General features: G+C 42.5%; 19 protein-coding genes and 1 pseudogene. 19 read left to right on the forward strand and 1 reads right to left on the reverse strand.

What is annotated here, in order from left to right; genetic code table 11:
• Positions 1 to 20: 20 nt before the first annotated feature.
• Positions 21 to 539, reverse strand: coding sequence for a DUF2529 family protein (locus ACH6CZ_RS08830; RefSeq protein ID WP_374097065.1), 519 nt, complete (start codon positions 537 to 539; stop codon positions 21 to 23).
• 384 nt (positions 540 to 923) lie between these two features.
• On the opposite strand from ACH6CZ_RS08830, the gene ACH6CZ_RS08835 reads away from it, so the two are divergent.
• The 19 genes and pseudogenes from ACH6CZ_RS08835 (at position 924) to ACH6CZ_RS08925 (ending at position 22,644) form a co-directional block, all read left to right on the forward strand.
• Positions 924 to 1,283 (forward strand): response regulator, encoded by a 360-nt coding sequence (locus ACH6CZ_RS08835; RefSeq protein ID WP_374097066.1) that lies wholly within the window; start codon positions 924 to 926, stop codon positions 1,281 to 1,283.
• 119 nt (positions 1,284 to 1,402) lie between these two features.
• Complete coding sequence (locus tag ACH6CZ_RS08840) at positions 1,403 to 2,260, forward strand: class II fructose-bisphosphate aldolase (RefSeq protein WP_374097067.1); 858 nt, start codon at positions 1,403 to 1,405, stop codon at positions 2,258 to 2,260.
• Positions 2,261 to 2,895: 635 nt separating this feature from the next.
• On the forward strand, positions 2,896 to 3,540 hold the full coding sequence (fsa, locus tag ACH6CZ_RS08845; RefSeq protein WP_039811614.1) for a fructose-6-phosphate aldolase: 645 nt from the start codon (positions 2,896 to 2,898) through the stop codon (positions 3,538 to 3,540).
• A gap of 87 nt (positions 3,541 to 3,627) precedes the next feature.
• Positions 3,628 to 4,914, forward strand: a complete 1,287-nt coding sequence (locus ACH6CZ_RS08850; RefSeq protein WP_374097068.1) for a UDP-N-acetylglucosamine 1-carboxyvinyltransferase — start codon at positions 3,628 to 3,630, stop codon at positions 4,912 to 4,914.
• 73 nt (positions 4,915 to 4,987) lie between these two features.
• Complete coding sequence (gene glpX / locus ACH6CZ_RS08855) at positions 4,988 to 5,950, forward strand: class II fructose-bisphosphatase (RefSeq protein WP_374097069.1); 963 nt, start codon at positions 4,988 to 4,990, stop codon at positions 5,948 to 5,950.
• Positions 5,951 to 6,532: 582 nt separating this feature from the next.
• Positions 6,533 to 7,807 (forward strand): transcription termination factor Rho, encoded by a 1,275-nt coding sequence (rho, locus tag ACH6CZ_RS08860; protein ID WP_374097070.1) that lies wholly within the window; start codon positions 6,533 to 6,535, stop codon positions 7,805 to 7,807.
• Positions 7,808 to 8,250: 443 nt separating this feature from the next.
• Positions 8,251 to 8,451, forward strand: a complete 201-nt coding sequence (gene rpmE / locus ACH6CZ_RS08865; RefSeq protein WP_039811605.1) for a 50S ribosomal protein L31 — start codon at positions 8,251 to 8,253, stop codon at positions 8,449 to 8,451.
• A gap of 570 nt (positions 8,452 to 9,021) precedes the next feature.
• On the forward strand, positions 9,022 to 9,624 hold the full coding sequence (locus tag ACH6CZ_RS08870) for a thymidine kinase (protein ID WP_374097071.1): 603 nt from the start codon (positions 9,022 to 9,024) through the stop codon (positions 9,622 to 9,624).
• Positions 9,625 to 9,919: 295 nt separating this feature from the next.
• Positions 9,920 to 10,999, forward strand: a complete 1,080-nt coding sequence (prfA, locus tag ACH6CZ_RS08875; RefSeq protein ID WP_374097072.1) for a peptide chain release factor 1 — start codon at positions 9,920 to 9,922, stop codon at positions 10,997 to 10,999.
• Complete coding sequence (prmC, locus tag ACH6CZ_RS08880) at positions 10,986 to 11,849, forward strand: peptide chain release factor N(5)-glutamine methyltransferase (protein WP_374097073.1); 864 nt, start codon at positions 10,986 to 10,988, stop codon at positions 11,847 to 11,849. Before prfA ends, prmC begins: the two co-directional genes overlap by 14 nt.
• A 285-nt stretch (positions 11,850 to 12,134) precedes the next feature.
• Positions 12,135 to 12,695 carry a stage II sporulation protein R gene (locus ACH6CZ_RS08885; protein WP_374097074.1) on the forward strand — a complete coding sequence of 187 codons (561 nt, stop codon included), beginning with the start codon at positions 12,135 to 12,137 and terminating at the stop codon, positions 12,693 to 12,695.
• Positions 12,696 to 12,878: 183 nt separating this feature from the next.
• Positions 12,879 to 13,931 (forward strand): L-threonylcarbamoyladenylate synthase, encoded by a 1,053-nt coding sequence (locus tag ACH6CZ_RS08890; protein WP_374097075.1) that lies wholly within the window; start codon positions 12,879 to 12,881, stop codon positions 13,929 to 13,931.
• A 240-nt stretch (positions 13,932 to 14,171) separates the two neighbouring features.
• A complete protein-coding gene (locus ACH6CZ_RS08895; protein ID WP_374097076.1) occupies positions 14,172 to 14,684 on the forward strand; it encodes a manganese efflux pump MntP in 513 nt (170 codons plus the stop codon).
• Positions 14,685 to 15,712: 1,028 nt separating this feature from the next.
• Positions 15,713 to 16,870 (forward strand): phosphotransferase, encoded by a 1,158-nt coding sequence (locus ACH6CZ_RS08900; RefSeq protein ID WP_374097077.1) that lies wholly within the window; start codon positions 15,713 to 15,715, stop codon positions 16,868 to 16,870.
• A 33-nt stretch (positions 16,871 to 16,903) separates the two neighbouring features.
• Positions 16,904 to 18,670 (forward strand): ABC transporter ATP-binding protein, encoded by a 1,767-nt coding sequence (locus ACH6CZ_RS08905; protein WP_374097078.1) that lies wholly within the window; start codon positions 16,904 to 16,906, stop codon positions 18,668 to 18,670.
• Between the two features lie 61 nt (positions 18,671 to 18,731).
• Positions 18,732 to 19,011, forward strand: a pseudogene (locus tag ACH6CZ_RS08910) (UDP-glucose--hexose-1-phosphate uridylyltransferase); the annotation flags it as partial.
• A 265-nt stretch (positions 19,012 to 19,276) separates the two neighbouring features.
• The gene (locus ACH6CZ_RS08915) at positions 19,277 to 20,215 is read left to right on the forward strand and encodes an aldose epimerase family protein (RefSeq protein WP_374097079.1); all 939 of its coding nucleotides are present in this window, start codon (positions 19,277 to 19,279) and stop codon (positions 20,213 to 20,215) included.
• A 225-nt stretch (positions 20,216 to 20,440) separates the two neighbouring features.
• Positions 20,441 to 21,628 carry a galactokinase gene (locus ACH6CZ_RS08920; RefSeq protein ID WP_374097080.1) on the forward strand — a complete coding sequence of 396 codons (1,188 nt, stop codon included), beginning with the start codon at positions 20,441 to 20,443 and terminating at the stop codon, positions 21,626 to 21,628.
• The gene (locus tag ACH6CZ_RS08925; RefSeq protein WP_374097081.1) at positions 21,625 to 22,644 is read left to right on the forward strand and encodes an aldose epimerase family protein; all 1,020 of its coding nucleotides are present in this window, start codon (positions 21,625 to 21,627) and stop codon (positions 22,642 to 22,644) included. The genes ACH6CZ_RS08920 and ACH6CZ_RS08925 overlap by 4 nt, the downstream gene beginning before the upstream one ends.
• The last annotated feature ends 12 nt before the right edge of the window (positions 22,645 to 22,656 follow it).

A 22,656-nucleotide genomic window follows, 5' to 3' on the forward strand; every position in this document is an offset into this window, starting at 1 on the left:
TGGAATAGGAACTTTACTCATTAATAATCCTCTAAAATCTCATCTAGTACAAACTTCACGCCATGATATAAATAAAGCGCAGCCATCAGCGAAGGGAAACCGAATCGTCCGCCGGTTTCATCAGGCAGCATGCCACGTACAGTCTGTGTGTTCAGAAAAACATCTGCTTTTTCCTGCAGGTCATCTTCAGCATCCTTAACCTTTCCTGCAATCACAGCAAAAGGCACTTCTGCTTCAATCAGCTTTTCTGCAAAAGCGAGCGCCTGCGGATCAGTCGTTCTTCGTGTCACAAGAAGAACGCGGTCAGCTACTGTCAATCCACTAGGATCTTGCAATTCGCGCACGCCTTCAAGCGGTTCCTCACCCTGCAAGGCTTCAGCAGCAACACCTGCCATTTCGCCAAATCCTTTTATATAAAGGGAGCCGTCACCAACATAAGCCTGAGCGAAAAGCCGTGCAGTATTCTCAATTTCCATCTCTTCTTTAGACTGCAGCCTGCCGAATAATCCGGTCAGCTGCGTAGTAAACATTTTAAGCATAACAATCATCCTTTCAGTATTTATTAGCATTTTTTGTCGAATGTTTAATAAAGCCCATTTTAATACCTGCACAGCTGGTGATTGGAGTGGAAGGGGGCGACTTTTGTGGTAGGAAGGGACAGGTGAGACTAACATGACGAAGCCTGCTGGCTCAGCGGCAGGCCGCGAAGTCCCCCTCTCACTGCAATCAACAGCTACCTTTAATAAGCATTGTCGAAAAAGCGCAAACGGTTTCTCTAATAATAGGAAGGAACTCATCCGTTTGTGTTGAATGTACCATAATAAGGGCTGATTGAGAAACAGACCAGATTACTCTATTATTAAGAAGTATACATACAAAGCGAAACTGGGTGGGTTGGGTATCACAAAGAAGAGGTGTAAAACGTGGAAAAAGTACTAATTGTAGATGATCAATTTGGCATACGTATTCTACTGAATGAAATTCTGGAAAAAGAGGGGTACCAGACTTATCAGGCAGCAAACGGAATGGAGGCTCTTGCGCTTTTAAAAGAAGAGCCGGATCTTGTGTTACTGGATATGAAAATTCCAGGCATGGATGGAATCGAAATTTTACGGAAAATGAAAGAAGAGGAAACAGAGGTCAAAGTGATCATTATGACAGCGTACGGTGAACTCGGCATGATTCAGGAAGCAGAGTCTTTGGGAGCGCTTACACACATCACGAAGCCATTTGACATTCAGGATATCAGAAACCTTGTAAAAGAGCATATAAAGGCAAATTAGCACGCCTTAATTTTAAAAGATAAGCGGCTGGCATGGTAAAATCCTAAAACCTTTGGTATGATACTAGAGAAAATGGTTATGCACCAGCTAGGCCGTTTATTTAAAGGAGGAAACTAATTATGCCATTAGTATCAATGACAGATATGCTGAACAAAGCGAAGGATGGGGGCTATGCAGTAGGTCAGTTCAACCTGAACAACCTTGAATTCACTCAGGCGATTCTTCAGGCTGCTGAAGAAGAAAAATCACCTGTAATTCTTGGAGTTTCTGAAGGTGCTGCCCGCTACATGAGCGGATTTACAACTGTGGTGAAAATGGTTGAAGGTCTTCTAGAAGACTTAAACATTACTGTACCAGTAGCAATTCACCTTGACCACGGATCAAGCTTTGACAAGTGTAAAGAAGCAATCGACGCAGGTTTCACATCTGTCATGATTGACGCTTCTCACGGTCCTTTCGAAGAAAACGTGGAAGTAACTTCTAAAGTTGTTGAATACGCACACGCTAAAGGCGTTTCAGTAGAAGCTGAGCTTGGCGTTGTAGGCGGTCAGGAAGATGATGTGATCGCTGATGGCGTGATCTATGCAGATCCTAAAGAATGTAAAGAACTAGTAGAGCGCACAGGTATCGATACACTTGCACCAGCTCTTGGATCAGTTCACGGTCCTTACAAAGGCGAACCGAACCTTGGATTCAAGGAAATGGAGCAGATCGGTAACGAAGCAGGCGTACCAATCGTTCTTCATGGCGGAACAGGCATTCCAACAAAAGATATCCAAAAAGCGATCTCTTACGGAACAGCTAAAATCAACGTGAACACAGAAAACCAGATTGCATCAGCTAAGAAAGTACGTGAAGTACTTGCTGCTGACTCAGAAGTATATGATCCACGTAAATATCTTGGACCAGCGCGTGAAGTGATTAAAGAAACAGTAATCGGTAAAATGCGTGAATTTGGTTCATCAAGCAAGGCGTAACTCGTCACTCGGTTTCATGGGGTAGAAATTGAGTCATATCAAAAGAGGCTGGCTCACAAACAGGCAAGCCGCTTATTTTCGAATAAGCGGCCCAACCGTTTTTTGAGTCAGCCTTTTTTTAATATTTTTCTCTGTTAAAGCGGGCTGATCATTTCCGCTTCAGGGGGGCGCTTTCCGCGGCCGGGCGGTGAGCCAGCAGGCTGCGCCATGCTCTGTCTCACCTGTCCTTTCCTGCCGCAGGAGTCGCCCCCTTCCGCTACAATGATCAGCTGTGCGAATAGAATAATGGACTTTAATAAAACAAAAACTTGTGATGAATTTGATAACCGTCTTTAGAGTCCGAGTATAGAATTGTCATTAACTCGCACTGATAAAAGTCTGTATTCAGACCAAATTCATCTGAAATTTGTCTTTTTTAATTGAAAGAAAATTGTTACATTAGTTAGTAATTAAATTTATCAAAGTCACACAAAGTTGATCGGAGCGTAAGGCGGCGACTCCGGGACGATTAGTTGGAAGCTGAGACCCCGCAGGCGCAGCCGAGGAGGCTCAGCAACAACCGTCCGGAAAGCGTCCGCCTGAAGCGCAGATCAACGGTTATCACAAACAAACTACATACAAAGGATGGGATCACATTGAAATTTTTTATTGACACAGCAAACATGGATGAGATCAAGGAAGCGCACAGCTGGGGGATCATAGATGGGGTAACGACAAACCCGTCGCTCGTAGCTAAAGAAGGCATTTCATTTCACGACCGCCTGAAGGAAATCACCTCACTTGTAGACGGCTCAGTCAGTGCAGAAGTGATTTCTCTCGATGCGGAAGGCATGATCAGAGAAGGGAAAGAACTGGCTGCAATCGCACCGAATATCACCGTTAAAGTCCCCATGACACCTGATGGTCTGAAAGCAACTGCAGCATTTGCAAAAGAAGGCATTAAAACAAATGTCACACTAATTTTCAGTGCAAATCAGGCACTGATGGCAGCGCGTGCAGGTGCATCATATGTATCACCTTTCCTTGGCCGTCTTGATGACATTGGTCATGATGGAATGGATCTGATCAGCACGATTTCTGAAATGTTCATTATGCATGACATCAAATCAGAAATTATTGCAGCATCAATCCGTCATCCGATGCATGTCACACAGGCTGCACTGAATGGTGCACATATTGCAACATGTCCATCAAAGGTGTTACACCAACTATTTAAACACCCACTAACGGAAGCGGGAATTGAAGCATTCCTTAATGACTGGAACAATCGTAAAGCGTAAAAATCCTGCTTCCTTCACACATGATTCAGCTGGAAATACACATGATAAAAAGACATAAAAGAGCTGGTTCGGAAGGAGCTTCAATCGATGGAGAAATTAAAAATTGAAGGGGGCAATCCCCTTAAAGGAAATATTAAAGTCAGTGGTGCGAAAAACAGTGCAGTAGCGCTGATTCCTGCGACTATTCTGGCAGATTCGCCTACTGTTATTGAGGGTTTACCTGATATCTCAGATGTTCATACATTAAAAGCATTGCTTGAAGAAATTGGCGGGAGCGTTGATTTTGAAAATGGAGAAATGTGTGTGAATCCTGAAGGAATGGTTGCAATGCCATTACCAAATGGCCGGGTGAAAAAGCTCCGTGCCTCCTACTATTTGATGGGCGCCATGCTTGGTAAATTTAAAAAAGCAGCAATCGGTCTGCCTGGTGGATGCTACCTGGGCCCACGTCCAATTGATCAGCATATCAAAGGCTTTGAAGCACTCGGTGCCACTGTTACGAACGAGCAGGGGGCACTTTACCTCCGTGCTGATGAACTGACAGGTGCACGGATTTATCTGGATGTTGTAAGTGTCGGTGCAACGATTAATATCATGCTTGCCGCTGTTAGAGCGAAGGGGCAGACGATTATCGAAAATGCCGCAAAAGAACCTGAGATTATTGATGTCGCTACCCTCTTAAGTAATATGGGCGCGAAAATTAAAGGTGCCGGCACAAACGTGATCAGAATTGAAGGTGTCGATGAGCTTCACGGCACACGTCACACCATTATTCCTGACCGGATTGAAGCAGGAACCTTTATGATTTTAGCGGCAGCAGCTGGTGAAGGTGTGACCATCAATAACGTCATTCCGCTTCATGTTGAGTCTCTGATTGCCAAGCTTCGTGAAATGGGTGTCCCGATTGAAATCGGTGATGAAGATGTCTATATCGGTAAAGCGGATCAGCTACATTCGATTGATATCCAGACGCTCGTCTATCCGGGCTTCCCGACTGATCTGCAGCAGCCAATGACGTCTCTCATGACAAAAATTCATGGCACAGCGATGGTGACAGATACAATTTATTCAGCACGCTTTAAGCATATTGACGAATTAAAGCGGATGAACGCAAACATTAAAACAGAAGGACGTGCTGCGATCGTTTACGGCCCGTCTGTTTTACAGGGCGCGCGTGTGAAAGCATCAGACTTACGTGCAGGTGCAGCTCTCGTGATTGCAGGTTTGATGGCTGAAGGGATTACTGAAGTCACAGGACTTGAGCATATCGACCGCGGTTACAGTGATCTCATTGAAAAGCTGTCAGGTCTTGGTGCAGTCATCTGGCGTGAAGAAATGTCCGCTGAAGAACTCGAACAGGTGAATAACGCATAAAAATAAATAGTATGTCATATTAAAATATAATGTGTTATACTGATTCGTGACAAACCACGAGGGGATGGATGACATGGAACGCAGTTTATCAATGGAGCTTGTTAGAGTGACAGAAGCAGCAGCACTATCATCAGCAAGATGGATGGGACGCGGATTAAAAAATGAAGCAGATGACGCAGCAACAACTGCAATGCGCGATGTATTCGATACCATCCCGATGAAAGGAACAGTTGTTATCGGAGAAGGCGAGATGGATGAAGCGCCGATGCTATACATTGGTGAAAAGCTTGGTACAGGCTACGGTCCCCGTCTTGACGTGGCAGTAGATCCGCTCGAAGGCACGAACATTGTCGCTTCAGGCGGATGGAATGCCCTTGCAGTACTGGCAGTTGCGGATCACGGGAACTTGCTGAACGCACCTGACATGTATATGGATAAAATTGCAGTCGGACCGGAAGCGGTAGGATGCATTGATATTAATGCACCGGTCATTGATAACCTGAGAGCAGTGGCAAAAGCAAAAAATAAAGATATTGAAGATGTGGTTGCCACCATTTTAAATCGGGACCGCCATGCAAAAATTATCGAAGAACTCCGCGCAGCAGGAGCCCGTATCAAGCTGATTGGTGACGGTGACGTAGCTGGCGCAATCAACACAGCATTTGATACGACAGGTGTAGACATTCTCTTCGGATCCGGCGGCGCGCCTGAAGGGGTAATTGCTGCAGTTGGTCTGAAATGTCTTGGTGGAGAGATCCAGGGGCGACTCCTGCCGCAAAACGATGAAGAAGCAGAACGCTGTAAAGCAATGAACATCGATGTCAGCCAGGTGCTCAGAATGGAAGACCTCGTCCGCGGAGACGATGCCATTTTCGCGGCAACAGGCGTGACAGACGGCGAACTCTTAAAAGGCGTTCAATTCAAAGGCACATACGGAGAAACCGATTCTCTCGTTATGCGCGCACAATCCGGCACAGTCCGCTTCATCAAAGGCACACACAGCCTGAAGAAAAAGCCGAACCTTGTCATGAAATAACCACCAAAAACTCCAGGATCAAACCTGGAGTTTTTTCGTTTGTTTAAAGTAGTATCCGCAATTTCCCTTCGATCAGGACTTCCCTTTCCGCGGACGAACGCTCAGGCCAGGCAGAAAACCACAGCCATCCGAGGTCTTTCCCGATCGTTTTTCCGCAGGAGTCTTCGTCCTGAACCCCGAGAAATTGCTTAGATTAGCTTTTGTATTATTAATAGTATCTTATAAAATGATGTTTAATTATTTGATGCCGGAAAGTGTTGATTAAACTTCTGAGCGTTGATTGGAGCGTAGGGCGGTGACTCCTGCGGCAGGAAGGGACAGGTGAGACCGAGCATGGCGCAGCCTGCGGGCTCACCGCCCGGCCGCGGAAAGCATCCGCCCGGAGCGGAAATCATAAGCGGTTACACAAGTACAGACCAAGCGACAATTTTCACCGTTGATTGTGCGGATAAATAAGAGTAGAATAATGAATGACTTCAGCTACACAACCTCTATTTCAACCAGTTTTCCTCACAAACAATTTTCAAGCACAATAGATTCACGCTGAAGAAGCATTTAAAATAACAGAAGTAGGTGTCCTTAATGGAAGAATTAAAAATGTCGTCACTCGACAACATGACATTAAAAGAACTATATGAACTCGCAAAAGAATACCGTGTATCTTACTACAGCAAGCTCACCAAAAAAGAATTAATCTTTGCCATCCTCAAATCACGAGCTGAACAGGAAGGCTATTTTTTCATGGAAGGTGTCCTTGAAGTCATTCAGTCAGAAGGTTTTGGCTTCCTGCGTCCAATCAACTATTCACCAAGCTCTGAAGATATCTACATTTCAGCATCACAGATCCGTCGTTTTGATCTGAGAAATGGTGATAAAGTATCCGGTAAAGTAAGACCGCCAAAAGAAAACGAGCGTTATTTCGGACTGCTTCACGTTGAAGCTGTAAATGGTGATGATCCTGAATCGTCAAAAGAGCGTGTGCACTTCCCGGCACTGACGCCTTTATATCCGGATCGCCAAATCAAACTTGAAAACCAGCCGCGTCAGCTTTCAACACGTATCATGGACCTGGTGTCGCCTGTTGGTTTTGGTCAACGTGGATTAATCGTTGCTCCTCCAAAAGCAGGTAAGACGATGCTGATGAAAGAAATCGCTAACTCGATTACGACAAATCATCCTGAAGCAGAACTGATTGTTTTGTTAATCGATGAGCGTCCTGAGGAAGTAACGGATATCGAGCGTTCTGTAAATGCAGACGTAGTCAGCTCGACGTTTGATGAAGTACCTGAAAATCATATTAAAGTAGCAGAGCTTGTTCTTGAGCGTGCCATGCGTTTAGTTGAACATAAGCGTGACGTTGTCATTCTGATGGACAGCATTACGCGTCTTGCACGTGCATATAACCTTGTCATTCCACCGAGCGGCCGTACGCTGTCAGGAGGTATTGACCCGGCTGCATTCCACCGTCCGAAGCGATTCTTTGGTGCTGCACGTAACATTGAAGAAGGCGGCAGCTTAACGATCCTTGCGACAGCACTTGTCGATACAGGATCACGGATGGATGAAGTGATCTATGAAGAGTTTAAAGGAACAGGTAACATGGAGCTTCACCTTGACCGCAGCATGGCAGAACGCCGTATCTTCCCGGCAATTGACGTTCGCCGCAGCGGTACGCGCAAAGAGGAACTGCTTGTTACAAAAGATCATCTTGATAAGCTATGGGCAATCCGCCGTGCACTTTCAGACTCACATGACTTCGGCGAGCGCCTGATCCGCAAAATCCGTCAGACAAAGACCAACCTGGAGTTCTTTGAAAACCTGACAGAAGAAATGAAATCGAATGGGCGTAAGTCGTAAACGATAAAGTCTTATACTGAAGTATTTGACGCTATAATCGTTGCACTGCGCTTCAGGCAGATGCTTTCCGGACGGAGGTTGCTGAGCCTCCTCGCCTTCAGCTGCGGGGTCTCAGCTTCCCTCTAATCGTCCAGGAGTCACCGCCTTACGCTCCGTTTCACTAAATTTTAATTTCGTATTTTATTTTTATAATGGTACCTTATACCATTTCAGCTGTTAGTTGGAGTGGAGGGCGGAGACTCCCGCCCGGGGGCAGGAAAGCGCAGCCCTCCACTGAAACCAGCAGCGGTTTTAAAGATAACCATTTTAAAAAAACAAGGTTGCTACACAACATTCACCCTGCTATAATGTAAGCAGTGTGCTTGAAATATATCTGGCACCGTGCTAGTATGTAAGATACTTACTCTGTTCCAGATGGTTCAGGGCGGAAGGAGATGACTGAGATGAAAACTGATATTCATCCAAATTACAAAGCTGCTAAGGTAACTTGTACTTGCGGTAATGAATTTGAAACAGGTTCTGTTAAGGAAGACATTCGTATTGAGGTATGCTCAGAATGCCATCCATTCTACACAGGACGTCAGAAGTTCGCAGCAGCGGACGGCCGTGTTGATCGCTTCAACAAAAAATACGGTCTTAAGTAAATTAGAAAAGCGTAGGCAAGCGTTTAGGGGCGTACAGACTGGACCGGTCACGACGGAGATAATGGAATCACGAAGAGCGAAGCGATTCGATGATGACTTATCGTACGAGTGGACGGGCAGTCTGCTAGTCCCTGCGAGTCGGAGCTGAACAGCGTATGTAAGTGCCGACTGTATGCTAAGCTTTACAATCAAAACAGGCGAGAATCTTATTCTTGCCTGTTTTTTTACGGTTAAATTCTCAATTTAAGGGAATAAAACAACAGATTTCGTTAAATCGCCTCTTGAACGAAGAGGTGTTTTTCAATAGACTTAAACCATATTGCAATTTAAAATATTTTTCTTAGAATCACGATATACGAGCACTAAATAAATCATGTATGTATAAGCAATACTCAGCTGACCCTTGGAGTGGGAGACGAAGAATCCTGCCCCAGCAAGGTACAGGTGAGACCCCACAGGCGAAGCCGAGGAGGCACAAAGCGTAATCTCCTGTGTAATGAGACAGCGTTATAGAAGAAGAAATGCTTTTACATAAGCGTACTGCAAACAACCAAAGGAGCTGAAGGAAACGTGTATGTAATGAAACAGACGGGCTGGGTGGAAGTGATTTGCGGAAGTATGTTCTCCGGAAAATCAGAAGAACTGATCAGACGCGTAAGACGCGCACAATTTGCAAGACAGCACATATTAGTATTTAAGCCAAAACTCGACGATCGCTACAGTGAAGAAGCCATCGTTTCCCATAACGGTGCATCAGTCATTGCCGTACCTGTAGAGCACTCTTCAGACATTCTTGAGCAGGTCACTGAAAAAGCTGATCTGATCGCAATTGACGAAATTCAGTTCTTTGATGAAGGCGTCGTGGATGTTGTTACACAGCTTGCTGATAAAGGCTTTCGTGTCATTACGGCAGGACTCGACCAGGACTTCCGCGGCGAGCCGTTTGGTCCGGTTCCACACCTGATGTCACTTGCAGAGCAGGTCACAAAGCTTCAGGCAGTATGTGCAGTATGCGGATCACCTGCAAGCCGCACACAGCGCCTGATCGAAGGACGCCCGGCAGGTTACGACGACCCGGTGATCTTAGTCGGCGCATCAGAAGCCTACGAACCACGCTGCCGCCACCATCACGAAGTTCCAAAAGGCGTAACCGTCTCATCTGAAAAAGTGTAACTCATAACGTTTTGGATAGAGAATCATTTTCTTCATATTCTGATTGGAGAGAGTGATTCTCTTTTTAAAGCATATGACTTTGAAATGAAAAAATTGAGGAGGATGGCAGCGTAAGGCGGGGACTCCGGGACGATTAGCGGGATAGCTGAGACCCCGCAGCCGATGGCGAGGAGGCTCAGCGACCGCCGTCCAGAAAGCCTCCACCTGGAGCTGCCATCCTCCGGTTCAAATGAAGCTGATTTCAGTTGTGAGACAACCCGCCATCGGCTATACTAACTAAAGAGGTGAAGATAACATGTTTGATCGATTACAAGCGGTAGAAGACCGCTATGATAAATTAAATGAAATGCTCAGCGACCCTGAGATCGTCAATGATACAACCAAACTGCGTGAGTACTCAAAAGAACAATCAGACCTGTCTGAAACAGTTGAGACATACCGTCGTTATAAAGAAGTATTCGAGCAGCACAAAGACGCTAAAGAAATGTTGAATGAAAAGCTCGATGCTGAAATGCGTGAGATGGTAAAGGAAGAAGTAAGTGAGCTTTCTGAGGAAATTGAAGCACTTGAAGAAAAGCTGCACGTACTCCTTTTACCAAAAGATCCAAACGATGATAAGAACGTAATCATGGAAGTCCGCGGAGCAGCGGGTGGAGATGAAGCTGCGTTATTCGCAGGCGACCTTTACCGTATGTACAGCCGATACGCTGAATCCCAAGGGTGGAAAATTGAAGTGATGGATGCCAGCACAACAGGCGTTGGCGGATACAAGGAAATCACATTCATGATCAATGGAACAGGCGCTTATTCTAAAATGAAATACGAAAACGGCGCACACCGCGTTCAGCGTGTACCTGAAACAGAATCAGGCGGCCGTATTCATACATCAACTGCGACAGTTGCGTGTCTGCCTGAAGTTGAAGATGTGGAAGTGGATATTCACGAAAAAGATATCCGAGTAGATACATTTGCTTCAAGCGGACCTGGTGGACAGTCGGTTAATACAACGATGTCAGCAGTCCGTCTGACACACGTCCCAACAGGCGTTGTAGTGTCCATGCAGGATGAAAAATCGCAGATTAAGAATAAAGAAAAAGCAATGAAGATTCTTCGTGCGCGAATTTACGACAAGTTTGAGCAGGAAGCGCGTGCTGAATATGACGCTGTCCGTAAGTCAGCTGTTGGTACAGGTGACCGCTCTGAGCGTATTCGCACATACAACTTCCCGCAAAACCGTGTAACGGATCACCGCATCGGCTTAACAATCCAGAAGCTTGATCAGATCCTTCAGGGTAAAATGGATGAAATCATCGAAGCGCTTATTTTAGAAGAACAATCAGCTAAAATGGAAGCGATGAATAATGGCGAAGCTTAAAATGTATGAGGCCCTTAATTGGGCTTCTTCTTATTTAGAGGAGCATAACCGCGAAGCTCACGCAGCTGAACTGCTGCTGAGACATATCACAGGACTCGACCGCAATACGTTTTTTATGGAAATGAGAGAAGAACTTGCTGATGAAAGTCTGCATACATTTAAAAAAGCCGTCGAACAGCATGTGTCAGGCTTGCCGGTTCAGCATATCATCGGCCATGAAGAATTTTACGGCAGGCGTTTTCAGGTAAATGGGGACGTTCTGATTCCAAGGCCTGAAACCGAAGAACTGATCTGGCATATGCTTGAAAAGACAGACCGTTTGTTTGAAAAAGGTCTTCGTATCAAGGCGGCAGACGTCGGAACAGGAAGCGGTATCCTTGCTGTTACCATGAAACTGGAGCGGCCGAACTGGGATGTCACTGCGACAGATTTATCCACAGCCGCTCTGAACACAGCGAAAAAAAATGCCGCGGCACTTGAAGCTGATATAGAAATGTTAGAAGGCGACCTCCTTCAGCCGCTCGAAGGAAGAACGTTTGACGTCTTTCTCTCAAATCCGCCCTACATTCCATACAGCGATATCAGCTCCATGTCAGAAGTCGTCACAGATCATGAGCCGCACTCAGCCCTGTTTGCAGATGAAGAAGGCTTGATTCTCTACAGAAAAATGAGCGAACAGCTCCCTGCCTTCATCAACAGACCCGGCCTCATCGGCTTCGAAGTCGGTGCCGGCCAAGGAGAAACAGTCGCAGCGCTGCTAAAAAAAGCATTCCCGGATGACCGTATAGAAGTAATTTACGATATCAACGGGAAAGATAGAATGGTATTTTGTGAGTTATTGAAGGAATAAGAGTACTTGAAATTCTTTGATATCCACAGCTATGATTGGAAAGTTTGTATCATCCATCTTTCTATATGCACAGATGATGATTCTCGCTGCAGGGGGCGACTCCTGCGACAGGAAGGGACAGGTGAGACAAAGCATGGCGAAGCCTGCTTGCTCACCGCCCGGCCGCGGAAAGTGTCCCCCTGAAGTGGAAATCATCAGCCAACCTATAAAAAGTTAAATCAACTAATGTTTAAAACTCACACATCTCGTCCACAATGCCCTAGTAACAGCAGGGAGGAATGGACGATGATTCAAAAAACACTGATTCTCATCATGTTACTCACACTACTCACACCAATCACCGCATCAGCAGATGAAAACGAAATCAGAATGCGCGTGATTGCAAATAGTGATACAGCACAGGATCAATCAGAAAAAGAAGCACTCTATCAGGCGATTCAAATAGAACTGCTAGAACTGTTCAAAAACCGGACCTTTACCAGAAAAGAACTGACAGAGCAGTTATACACAGACCTTCCCCATATTCAGCGTATAGCAGAAAAAAAAGCTGAGGTACTCGCACCGGGTCAAAACATATCCACAGCATTCGAACCGCACACATTTCCTGATGGGAAAACGGTTCAGACACTCGTAATTAAGATCGGCAGCGGAGCGGGAGAAAACTGGTGGTGTGCATTCTTTCCTGAAATGTGCGGGACGGTTACGCTGGATGAAGAGGAAAATAGCGACTGTGGGAATGACTTATCCCCAGAAAAACAAGTGTCGAAATCTGAAATAAAAGTAGAATCATTCATTGTGAACTGGATTTCAGAAAAGTGGAACCGATTTAATGAGAAACGGGGATAACTCACACTTATACACAAAGTTGTGCACAATTTCAATAAACTTATGCACAAACTGTGGATGAAAATGAACTTTGTGCACAGGAATATAAAAATAGTATACTATTAATTGAGGCTAATTGTTGATAAGACAGCATGTCGAAAAAAATCAAAATGAATCTAAAAAGTAATTTGAGAGGTGATTCACATGGAAACAATCCGCTGGTCTGTGGATATAAATGTGGAAAAACAAAAAAGTTATCCACATATATCCGAAGCAGCTGACTTTCTGCGTCAGGGACATGTTATCGCCTTTCCGACTGAAACCGTTTACGGACTTGGCGCTGATGCAACGAGTGATGCTGCTGTGCAGGGGATTTTTGAAGCGAAAGGACGTCCATCTGATAATCCGCTGATCGTCCACATTTCAACACCTGATGAACTGCAGGATCTTGTAGCATCAATCAGTCCGGAAGCTGGTCAGCTAATCAAAGCTTTCTGGCCTGGTCCACTCACGATTATTTTTAATAAAAAAGCGGGTGTATTTTCAGATCTGGTTACAGCAGGACTTGATACAATTGGCATCCGCATGCCTTCACACCCTGTTGCACTCGAGCTGATCAGCCATTCAGGAAAACCGCTTGCTGCCCCGAGTGCCAATACAAGCGGCAAGCCGAGTCCGACCTCAGCAGAACATGTGGCCCGTGATCTTACAGGACGTATTAAAGGCATAGTCGACGGCGGTGAAACCGGCGTAGGTCTCGAATCAACGGTGATTGACTGCACAGTAACACCACCGATGATTTTAAGACCCGGCGGCGTTTCAGCTGAAGAAATCAAAGCCTGTATTGGTGAAGTGCACGTTGATCCTTCATTAAAAAAAGAACAAAGTGCCCCGAGATCTCCCGGTATGAAATATACACATTATGCTCCTACTGCCCCGCTTTATCTAATCAAAGGAAAGGCGGATTGGATTCAACAGACCATCGAGCGTCTCCAGGGAGAAGGTAAAAAAGTGGGGCTTCTTGCTTCAGAAGAGCTGGCTGCTTCTGTGAAAGCGGACATTGTAAAAATGTGCGGTACACGTGAAGACCCGTCAACGATCGCACGCGGACTTTATCACGCGATCCGTTCCTTCAATGATACAAATGCCGACATCATTTTAGCTGAAGCCTTTGATGAAAAAGGAATTGGCGCAGCGATCATGAACCGACTTGAAAAAGCAGCGGGACATAAGTGGATAAACGAAAGCTCTTCCTGAGGGGAGGGCTTATTTTTTGGCATATCTGCTGAATGATCATGCGATCGCTACAACTTTAGTGGTGATTGCTACAAGTTCCCGGGTGTATCGCTACAACTTGAGCGGAGAATGCTGCAACTACCCGGGTGTATCACTACAACCTGCGCACGAATTGTGACAACCTCCTGCTTACAACCCAAACAACGTCATATCCCTCACCCGCCAAACATATAATCCCTCATCAGCAAAAGGGGGAGCAGTATGTGGACAATCTTTTTAGCGCTGGCGCTTGGAATGGACGCTTTATCAGCGAGTATTGCAGCAGGCGCTCAGCGAACCAATACCAAAACGAAATGGATCATCAGTATACTTGTTGGTCTTTTACATACCATTTTACCAGCAGTAGGGATGTTAATTGGCTCATCACTGCTTGATGCGATGAACTGGTTTGGGATGCTGCTGCTCATTTTCATCGGTCTGCAGATGATTTTTGCAGGGTTCAAAAAAAAGCATGAACAACAAATGACCCTGACCCCGTTGAAGTGGCTTGCATTTGCACTTGCGGTAAGCCTGGACAGCCTGTCAATCGGGATCACACTTGGGATTACAGATCTGTCTGACTCCCAGGCACTCATCTTTTTTGGGCTCGCTGCTTTTCTTATGACGAGGATTGGTTTTGCAATTGGCAGTATGGTCACGCTGACAGCAGGGAGATTCAGTGAAGTGATTGGGGGCAGTATATTGATCGGTTTGGCTTTGAGGATGATTGAGTAATAAAATGGCTTGTTCTTTTGAGTAATTACTTTAGATTTTAAGTCAACTTAGGTCTACTGCAGTGAAAGGCCTAGACGCCGGAACGATTAGCGGGATAGCTAAAACCCCGGCCACCAAAGGTAAAAAGACTCAGCGGCCGTCGTACGTAAAGCCTACGCTTAAAGCGTAAATGAATCGGCCCCTTTCAGTGACTTTTTCAGGGTGTACAGGGGGCATTTTTTTCGATCTCGTTGACATGTATGATAGTCATAATAAATCATATGTAGTTTCATTTCCTTTTGAACTTCTTCCAAAGTTGGGCATCTCTTAATAAAAGTTTCATTTTTAAAGTGAAAAAAATGACTCGATTGATGGATCATTCTAACATTTTCCTCTTGTGGACATTGATTAGCAGAACTCAAGTCTTGTTGCCATTTTGATATTTAGAATGAGTACAGTGAATTCTTTGATCTGAGTGAATGAACACATCCTTACGCTTCCTGATTTTTCGATTTTTTTAATTTTTAAGTGTATCTGTAGCTAATCCAATAGTGATTCGATCTGAGATTTGATAGGCAAGAGTTTCTCCTTTGACCTCATCCAATATCATTAATAAATAAATTCTAGAATTTCTCTCAAAGCTCAAATAGGAGGCTCGTCTTGGTTGAGTTGAAGCTCGAATGAGTTCAGAACCACTGAATGTTTCTGGGCAGCTATCATTAAAAGACTGTATAGAGAGAAGTCTTCTTTATTAGGTTAACTTTTTTGTATTGACATGTTCTTTATAAAGAACTAATATAGTATATATTAGAAATCAAATGAAAATATTTAATTTATTTTTAATCTTTTTATACTTAATTATATAAAATACATTATGTTCATTTTGTATCCACAGTTATTTAACTGTGGACTAATTGTTCTTTAAAAAGAACAAAAATTGTTTGGAAATACTTTTGATAATAGTCAGCGTTGTTTTGATTAGGAGATTATTGAAGCACCCTAGCTTCATGTTACGAAGGAAATTTGATTATAAGGAGAGGAGATAAGCAATGGAAGAAAATAAATATAATTATTTACAGGTTCATAGTTCACTTCATATTAACTCAAACATAGGAATGTTAATGTTAGTACTTTATTTACTATTTAGTGCTAAATCGATTTACAATCTTGATCGTATTCACAAATATCCTTTCATAAATTCCTTTGTGTTATTAGTAAGGATTATACGAGCAGCACAAATAAGTTATATCTATTACAAGAAAAAAAAGTTGTTAAAAAGCCACAGTGAAATTTCTTCTGTTATCTCATCTCATATTAACGGACAGTGCTTGATAGCTTTACGTCAGGGTGAATATAAGGTGATTGATTTTAAGAATAAAAAAGTAGTCACTATATTTCCAGAAAAAGTTCAACTAGAGGATGTACAGCAGCAAATTAATAAACTGATTAAAGCCCAGTCTTGTGATTTAGCACCTGAAATTCTTAATTGGGACCTACAGGAGCGGTGTATTGTAGAGTCTTATTTCAATTACAGAATTCCATTTTATCATTACAAAAGAAAAAAATTTTTTTACGTTGAAATTTTCCCTACCTTGGTCAAAATCATGACAAGTCATGTGCCTAAAGTGATTTCATCTGAATTGTATTTTCAGAAACTAGTGAAAGAAATACATGACTTAAACAACAAATATAACAAGGATAAAAAACATGTTAATCGAATAAAAGCATTTGTATCTATGATTCAAGACAATTATGAACGCAATATTATAGGGGACGTTCCTCTGGTATTTTCACATGGTGATTTTTGTGATCGGAACATATTAAAAAGTAAAAAAGATATTAAGGTGATTGATTGGAGTACGTTAGGAAAAAGAAGTTGTTATTTTGATTTTTATTTCATTTTATTTACTAGGATCTCAGAGGCACGTGGAAAGTACAGGGAAAATATAGCAAAAAACGTAGAAATCGATCTTATGAATTTTAATCGTTTTATTAAATCACATTTAGATAAAGCAGAAGATCTCTCCAGTAAGTGCAATTATAGATATTTGTTTTACTTAGAGTTTATCACTTTACGATTAGAAGAGTTTTCAATTAATCATGATAAACAAATAGATATTACTCAGTGGATAGATATTTTTGAATATTACGAGGAAAAAGTAGGGGATAGAAAATCAATGTTTAATTTAGAATATAGAAGAAACTAACATAATAAAATACAAAATAAAAGGTGGTCAAAAATGAATAAGACAATTAAAAAAGCGATGTCACTTTTTGAAAAACAGGAGAAAGTAAAGTTATTATTACTGTTTTTCATGATGGTTGTAGCAGCCTTATTCGAAACACTTGGAATAGGTATTATTGTCCCTTTCGTTGAAATCATAACTAATCCTGAATCTATACATGACATTCCATTTCTAGCCTATATTTACGATAATTTTGGTTTTCAATCATTAAACTCTTTTATTATTCTTATAGCGATGATGTTCCTGTCAATTTTTGTCTTGAAAAATTTGTATTTATTAGTATTTCATTATGCTCAATTTAAATTAATATTTAACCAGGAATTAAAACTTTCTGAAAAACTATTTGAAAGCTATTTAAAGAAGCCTTACACGTTTCACTTGCAAAGAAATTCAGCTGATTTACTTAGAAATATTACAATTGAAGTACCAAAGTTATTTCAGAAATTTATTATCTCAGCATTTCAATTAGTCACAGAGCTACTTGTAGCAATTTGTATACTGGTTTTATTATTTTTGGTAGCTCCAGTAGCAACAATAACGGCTTGTGTCTTATTAGGCGCAAGTATTCTTATTTTTTTTAAGTTCTTTCGTACAAAAATTTTAGATTTAGGAAAAGAGCAGCAACAACTAACTGGTTCTATGATTAAATGGGTAAAACAGGGGCTGGGAGCTGGTAAAGAAATAAGAGTAACAGGTAGAGAAAGCTTTTTTGTAAATGCATATACTACACAGGGTAAAATTATAGCGAATAATAATCGGAATATAAAGTTACTAGAATACGTGCCTAGGCCTTTTATTGAAACAGTATTAATAGTGATCGTGTTAATTACAATGGTAATTATTGTGTATCAGAATATGGGAACAAGTGAAATCGTTTCGACATTGGCTCTCTTTTGTATGGCTGCTTTTAGACTATTGCCCTCAATCAATCGAATCCTCTCTATGATGACTGCAATCCGTTACAATTATCCAGCGTTAGCTGCAGTCTATGAAGACCTTAAGAATGAGAGAAAACAAATCTCTAAACAGAATACATCATTCCGTACCGGTCAAGTTGAGAAAACTTTTACAGATAATATTACATTAAAAAATATTTGTTATAGATATCCAAATGATGAAAGTTTAACAATTAATAACGTCTCTTTAACGATCCCTATTGGAGATGCTGTTGCTTTTGTAGGTAAATCTGGAGCAGGGAAAACTACATTAGTCGATATTATGTTGGGTCTTCTTGCTCCAGAAGAAGGCGAGGTATTAATAGATGGAACAAATATTAGTGACCAGAGGTCAGTTATACAACAAAAAATAGGTTATATACCACAAACGATTTTCTTGTGCGATGATACAATCCGAAGTAATGTTGCTTTTGGAATAAATGAAGATCAGATTTCAGATGAAGAAGTATGGAAGGCTTTAGATCAGGCTATGTTAAAAGACTATATTGAGTCACTTCCGGAGCAATTAAATACTATTGTAGGAGAGCGAGGAGTAAAGTTATCCGGAGGACAGCGACAAAGAGTTGGAATTGCGCGGGCTTTATACCAAAATCCAGAAATATTGTACATGGATGAAGCGACCTCAGCATTAGATAACGAAACAGAAAAAGAAATTATGAAAGCGATAGACCTACTTAAAGGGCAGAAAACTTTGATAATTATTGCTCATCGAATGAGTACAATAGAAAACTGTGACACTGTTATCGAAATGAGAAATGGAGAAATTTATTCAATAAACCCGAAAGTAAAAAAATCAGCTATCTAGATGAAAATGCGAAGGGATATAATATTTATATGAAGTATCCCAACATTTACATCAGGAAGATCCGGAGAAGGCGACTTCATATTTTTATAAGCTGTATAAAATAGTAATTACATTAGAATGGACAGAATAGCAAAAAATGAACCTTGGGTTAGTCATACCGAATACGGCGATTTGGAAATGACAATTAATCTCTCGAAGCCTGAAAAAGACCCTAAAACAATTGCTGCAGAAAAGAAGCAAATTCAGTGAACTATCCGCTTTGTCTGTTATGTAAAGAAAATGTCGGCTACGCTGGAAGAATCAATCATCCTGCAAGACACAACCACCGGATTATACCGATTTAATGGACTGGAGATTCAATATTCCCATACGTTTATTACAAAGAACATACGCTAATCTTCTTCAGTTTAGCTGCATTTTTTAATGACATGGATTGATTTTGCAATTAACGGCATAGTTACATTGACTGCCGAAAGGTTCAGTGAAGTGATTGGCGGCAGTATATTAATTGGTCTGGCGCTAAGAATGTAAGAGTAACGGGCTGGTTTGAAAACCTGTACGAAGGCTACATTACTAGTAAAGAAGTCAGCGTAGAGGTGAACAGTGATGAAAAAAGAAACATTTAAAGGACTTGAAGCGATCATTTTAGAAAATGAGTATTTAAAAGCAGTCGTTCTGCCGGATTTCGGTGGGAAAGTAGCAAGCTTTTACGATAAAAAAGCCGAGTATGAATGGTTTTATCAGTCAAAAGTGGAGGAGCTGCCAATGCCTCATTACGGCTCAAAATTTGGCGAATATACGCCGTCAGGCTATGACGATTTGTTCCCTGGAGTAGATGAAGGGCCGCATCCATTCAATAACAGAAAAGTGCCCGATCACGGTGAAGTCTGGTCGATGGTATGGGAGATTGAAGAAGAACTTGATAATGGCATCACGCTTGAAGTAAAAAGTCCGGTGTTCCCGTACATTCTAAAAAAGACAATCACGTTGCTTGATGACGGACTTGAGGTAAGATATCGCGCGACTAACACAGCTGAGGCGCCATTTGCTTATATATGGGCGCCAAATATCCTGCTTAATATGAATGAGCACACTCAGATCGAAGTACCCGAAGAATGTGATGAAATCATCAGCATAGAACCGGACAACGAGCACCTGGGAGCATGGGGATCGCGTCACCCATTTCCGATAACACAATCAAAAGATACAAAAGAAGAAATTGATCTCTCAAAAATGGCGCCGAAAGAAGCGCAGAACGTCGAAAAGTTTTACTTCGCTACAAGACTAAACAACGGCTGGTGCAGAGCGGTGCAAAAGGATATCAGCAAAGCTCTGTATTACTCATTTGACCCGGATAAAATACCGTTTCTATCAGTCTTTAAAAACCATGGCGGATGGCTTGGAGACTATAACTTCTCACTACAGCCATCAACTGGTATGTATGATGATGTGTATGTCGCGAATAAAATTGACCGGGTGTCAAAGATTGAACCGGAGGGTGAGGATTTGTGGATTTTTAAAGTGACGTTGGAAGAGGTTGAATAGAGCGGATAGAAAAGGGACAGACTCGGGTCTGCCATTCCCGTAAAACCAGCATTTTCGCTTTATAAAATCATATTTACTAAGGTGGGTGTGGCAAACACCCACCTTTTATTATTTACTTTTATTTTAGTAAAACTAATGTAAATTTCATTGACTTTTACTAAAATTAATTTATAGTATTACATATATTCACTTTCAATCTGTATGAAATGAGGAGGAGGGTGTCAAATGAACGTAAATGATTTAAAGAAGTCATTTGTTTCGATTTTTAATGAAGAACCTGAGCGTTTGTTTTTTGCGCCGGGGAGAATTAATTTAATTGGCGAGCACACGGATTATAATGGTGGAAAGGTTTTTCCGCTGGCGATTACTTATGGCACTTACGCTTATGTGAAAAAGCGCAATGATAAGCAGATCAGGTTAGTATCTAAAAACTTTCCGCAGACAGGCATTGTCACAGCATCACTTGACCATCTTGAAAAAAATGCTGAAGTTGGGTGGGTGAACTATCCACTTGGCGTCATTCACTACCTAAAAGAAAGCGGTTACATGATAGATCAGGGATTCGATGTATTATTTGAAGGGAATATTCCAAACGGTGCGGGACTTTCATCTTCTGCTTCTATTGAAATGGCAGCAGGTGTCATGGCAAGAGGGATAGCCGATCTTTCAATCTCTCAGGTCGAACTGATTAAGCTGTGTCAGCGTGTTGAAAATGAATATATTGGTGTGAACAGCGGGATTATGGATCAGTTTGCAATCGGAATGGGCAAGCAGGGCCAGGCGCTTTGGCTTGATTGTGACACGCTTGAATTTGAATATGCACCGGTTGAGCTTGAACATGAAAAAATTCTGATTATGAATACTAATAAAAGAAGAGAGCTTGCGTCTTCTAAATATAATGAACGCCGCAGTGAATGTGAGCGGGCATTGGATGTCATCAAAGAGCACGTCGATGTTTCAAGTCTTGGGGAGCTTTCAGTTGAACAGCTGTCTGAAGTGGAAGGCTGGCTGGGTGACCCGCTTCTATTTAAACGGGTGAAGCACGTAGTTACTGAAAATGAGCGTACAAAGCAGGCTTATATGTCACTGAAAGCAGGGGACCTTGAGCATGTCGGACAGCTGATGAATGCTTCTCATCAGTCTTTAAAAGAGGATTATGAAGTAACAGGGGAAGAACTGGACGCGCTTGCAGAATTTACACAGACGCTACCGGGTGTGATCGGTGCAAGAATGACAGGCGCGGGCTTTGGAGGATGTGCAATTGCGATTGTCAAAACAGGTGAGGTAGAGAATGTAATTAAGCAGACGCGTAGAAATTACCAGGCTCAGATCGGTTATGGTGCAGACTTTTATGTTGCTTCAGTGGGAGACGGTGCAAAGGAAATTGTGGTTGAAGGAGCTGGACTGGGATGATTTCGAAACAGAAAATTGCCACACATCGGGGGCAGCCGATCATCAAATACACAATTGAAAATAGCAATGGCGTAAAGCTGTCAGCGCTGAATTATGGATGCATTATTACAGAATGGATCGCGCCGGATCGGGACGGTCAGGTGGAAAATATCGTACTCGGTTATGATGACTTTTCAAGATATTTGACGGATTCACCTTACTTTGGAGCGATTGTCGGGCGTTTTGCAGGAAGAATTGAAGATGCTTCATTCACTTTAGATCACGAAACCTATACACTTGCGAAGAATGATGGGGAAAACGCTTTGCACGGGGGAGAAGAAGGCTTCGATAAAAAAGTGTGGTCAGTTACTGAACAGGGGGATACACTGCTTTTTCACCTGACCAGTCCCCATTTAGACGAAGGGTTTCCGGGGGAATTAAGTGTGCATGTCAGCTATACGCTAACTGAAAAGAATGAACTGAAAGTGAAATATGAGGCATCCACAGACCGGAAAACGGTATTAAATTTGACGAATCATACTTACTTCAACCTCACAGGTACACTCGAATCTGTCCTGAATCATGAGCTTCAGATTCCGGCAGATGCTTACCTGCCCCTAAATGAAAAATTGATTCCAACCGGGGAAAAAAGAAGCGTAGAGAACACGCCATTTGACTTCCGTCAACCGAAAAAGCTGTCAGATGCCCTGGATCTTCAGGATGAGCAGATTAAAATTGGTGGAAATGGCTATGATCATCCTTTCGTTTTAAAAGAAGGTGTAATCCAGCTGAGTGAACCGTCAGTCAGAAGACGACTGCTCGTTCATACTGACCAGCCTGCGGTTGTATTTTACGCAGGAAACCAGCTTGGTGCTGAAGGTGAAATGCGCGGACAGAAGCTAAATGCGCATGGAGGAATGTGTCTCGAAACACAGGGTTTTCCAAATTCAGTAAACGAGCCTTCATTTCCAACATGTGAATTGTCTCCTGGTGAAACGTATCGCTCGGAAACAGTGTATCAAATAACGACTTATTGAAATTTGAACATA

It is taken from the genome of Jeotgalibacillus sp. JSM ZJ347 (assembly GCF_044383825.1).
GTDB lineage: Bacteria > Bacillota > Bacilli > Bacillales > Jeotgalibacillaceae > Jeotgalibacillus.

Coding starts and splice junctions, on each gene's coding strand:
- ACH6CZ_RS08830 (WP_374097065.1), bottom strand. CDS start 539: ATGCTTAAAATGTTTACTACGCAGCTGACCGGATTATTCGGCAGGCTG.
- ACH6CZ_RS08840 (WP_374097067.1), top strand. CDS start 1,403: ATGCCATTAGTATCAATGACAGATATGCTGAACAAAGCGAAGGATGGG.
- ACH6CZ_RS08850 (WP_374097068.1), top strand. CDS start 3,628: ATGGAGAAATTAAAAATTGAAGGGGGCAATCCCCTTAAAGGAAATATT.
- glpX (WP_374097069.1), top strand. CDS start 4,988: ATGGAACGCAGTTTATCAATGGAGCTTGTTAGAGTGACAGAAGCAGCA.
- rho (WP_374097070.1), top strand. CDS start 6,533: ATGGAAGAATTAAAAATGTCGTCACTCGACAACATGACATTAAAAGAA.
- rpmE (WP_039811605.1), top strand. CDS start 8,251: ATGAAAACTGATATTCATCCAAATTACAAAGCTGCTAAGGTAACTTGT.
- prfA (WP_374097072.1), top strand. CDS start 9,920: ATGTTTGATCGATTACAAGCGGTAGAAGACCGCTATGATAAATTAAAT.
- prmC (WP_374097073.1), top strand. CDS start 10,986: ATGGCGAAGCTTAAAATGTATGAGGCCCTTAATTGGGCTTCTTCTTAT.
- ACH6CZ_RS08885 (WP_374097074.1), top strand. CDS start 12,135: ATGATTCAAAAAACACTGATTCTCATCATGTTACTCACACTACTCACA.
- ACH6CZ_RS08890 (WP_374097075.1), top strand. CDS start 12,879: ATGGAAACAATCCGCTGGTCTGTGGATATAAATGTGGAAAAACAAAAA.
- ACH6CZ_RS08895 (WP_374097076.1), top strand. CDS start 14,172: ATGTGGACAATCTTTTTAGCGCTGGCGCTTGGAATGGACGCTTTATCA.
- ACH6CZ_RS08900 (WP_374097077.1), top strand. CDS start 15,713: ATGGAAGAAAATAAATATAATTATTTACAGGTTCATAGTTCACTTCAT.
- ACH6CZ_RS08905 (WP_374097078.1), top strand. CDS start 16,904: ATGAATAAGACAATTAAAAAAGCGATGTCACTTTTTGAAAAACAGGAG.
- ACH6CZ_RS08915 (WP_374097079.1), top strand. CDS start 19,277: ATGAAAAAAGAAACATTTAAAGGACTTGAAGCGATCATTTTAGAAAAT.
- ACH6CZ_RS08920 (WP_374097080.1), top strand. CDS start 20,441: ATGAACGTAAATGATTTAAAGAAGTCATTTGTTTCGATTTTTAATGAA.
- ACH6CZ_RS08925 (WP_374097081.1), top strand. CDS start 21,625: ATGATTTCGAAACAGAAAATTGCCACACATCGGGGGCAGCCGATCATC.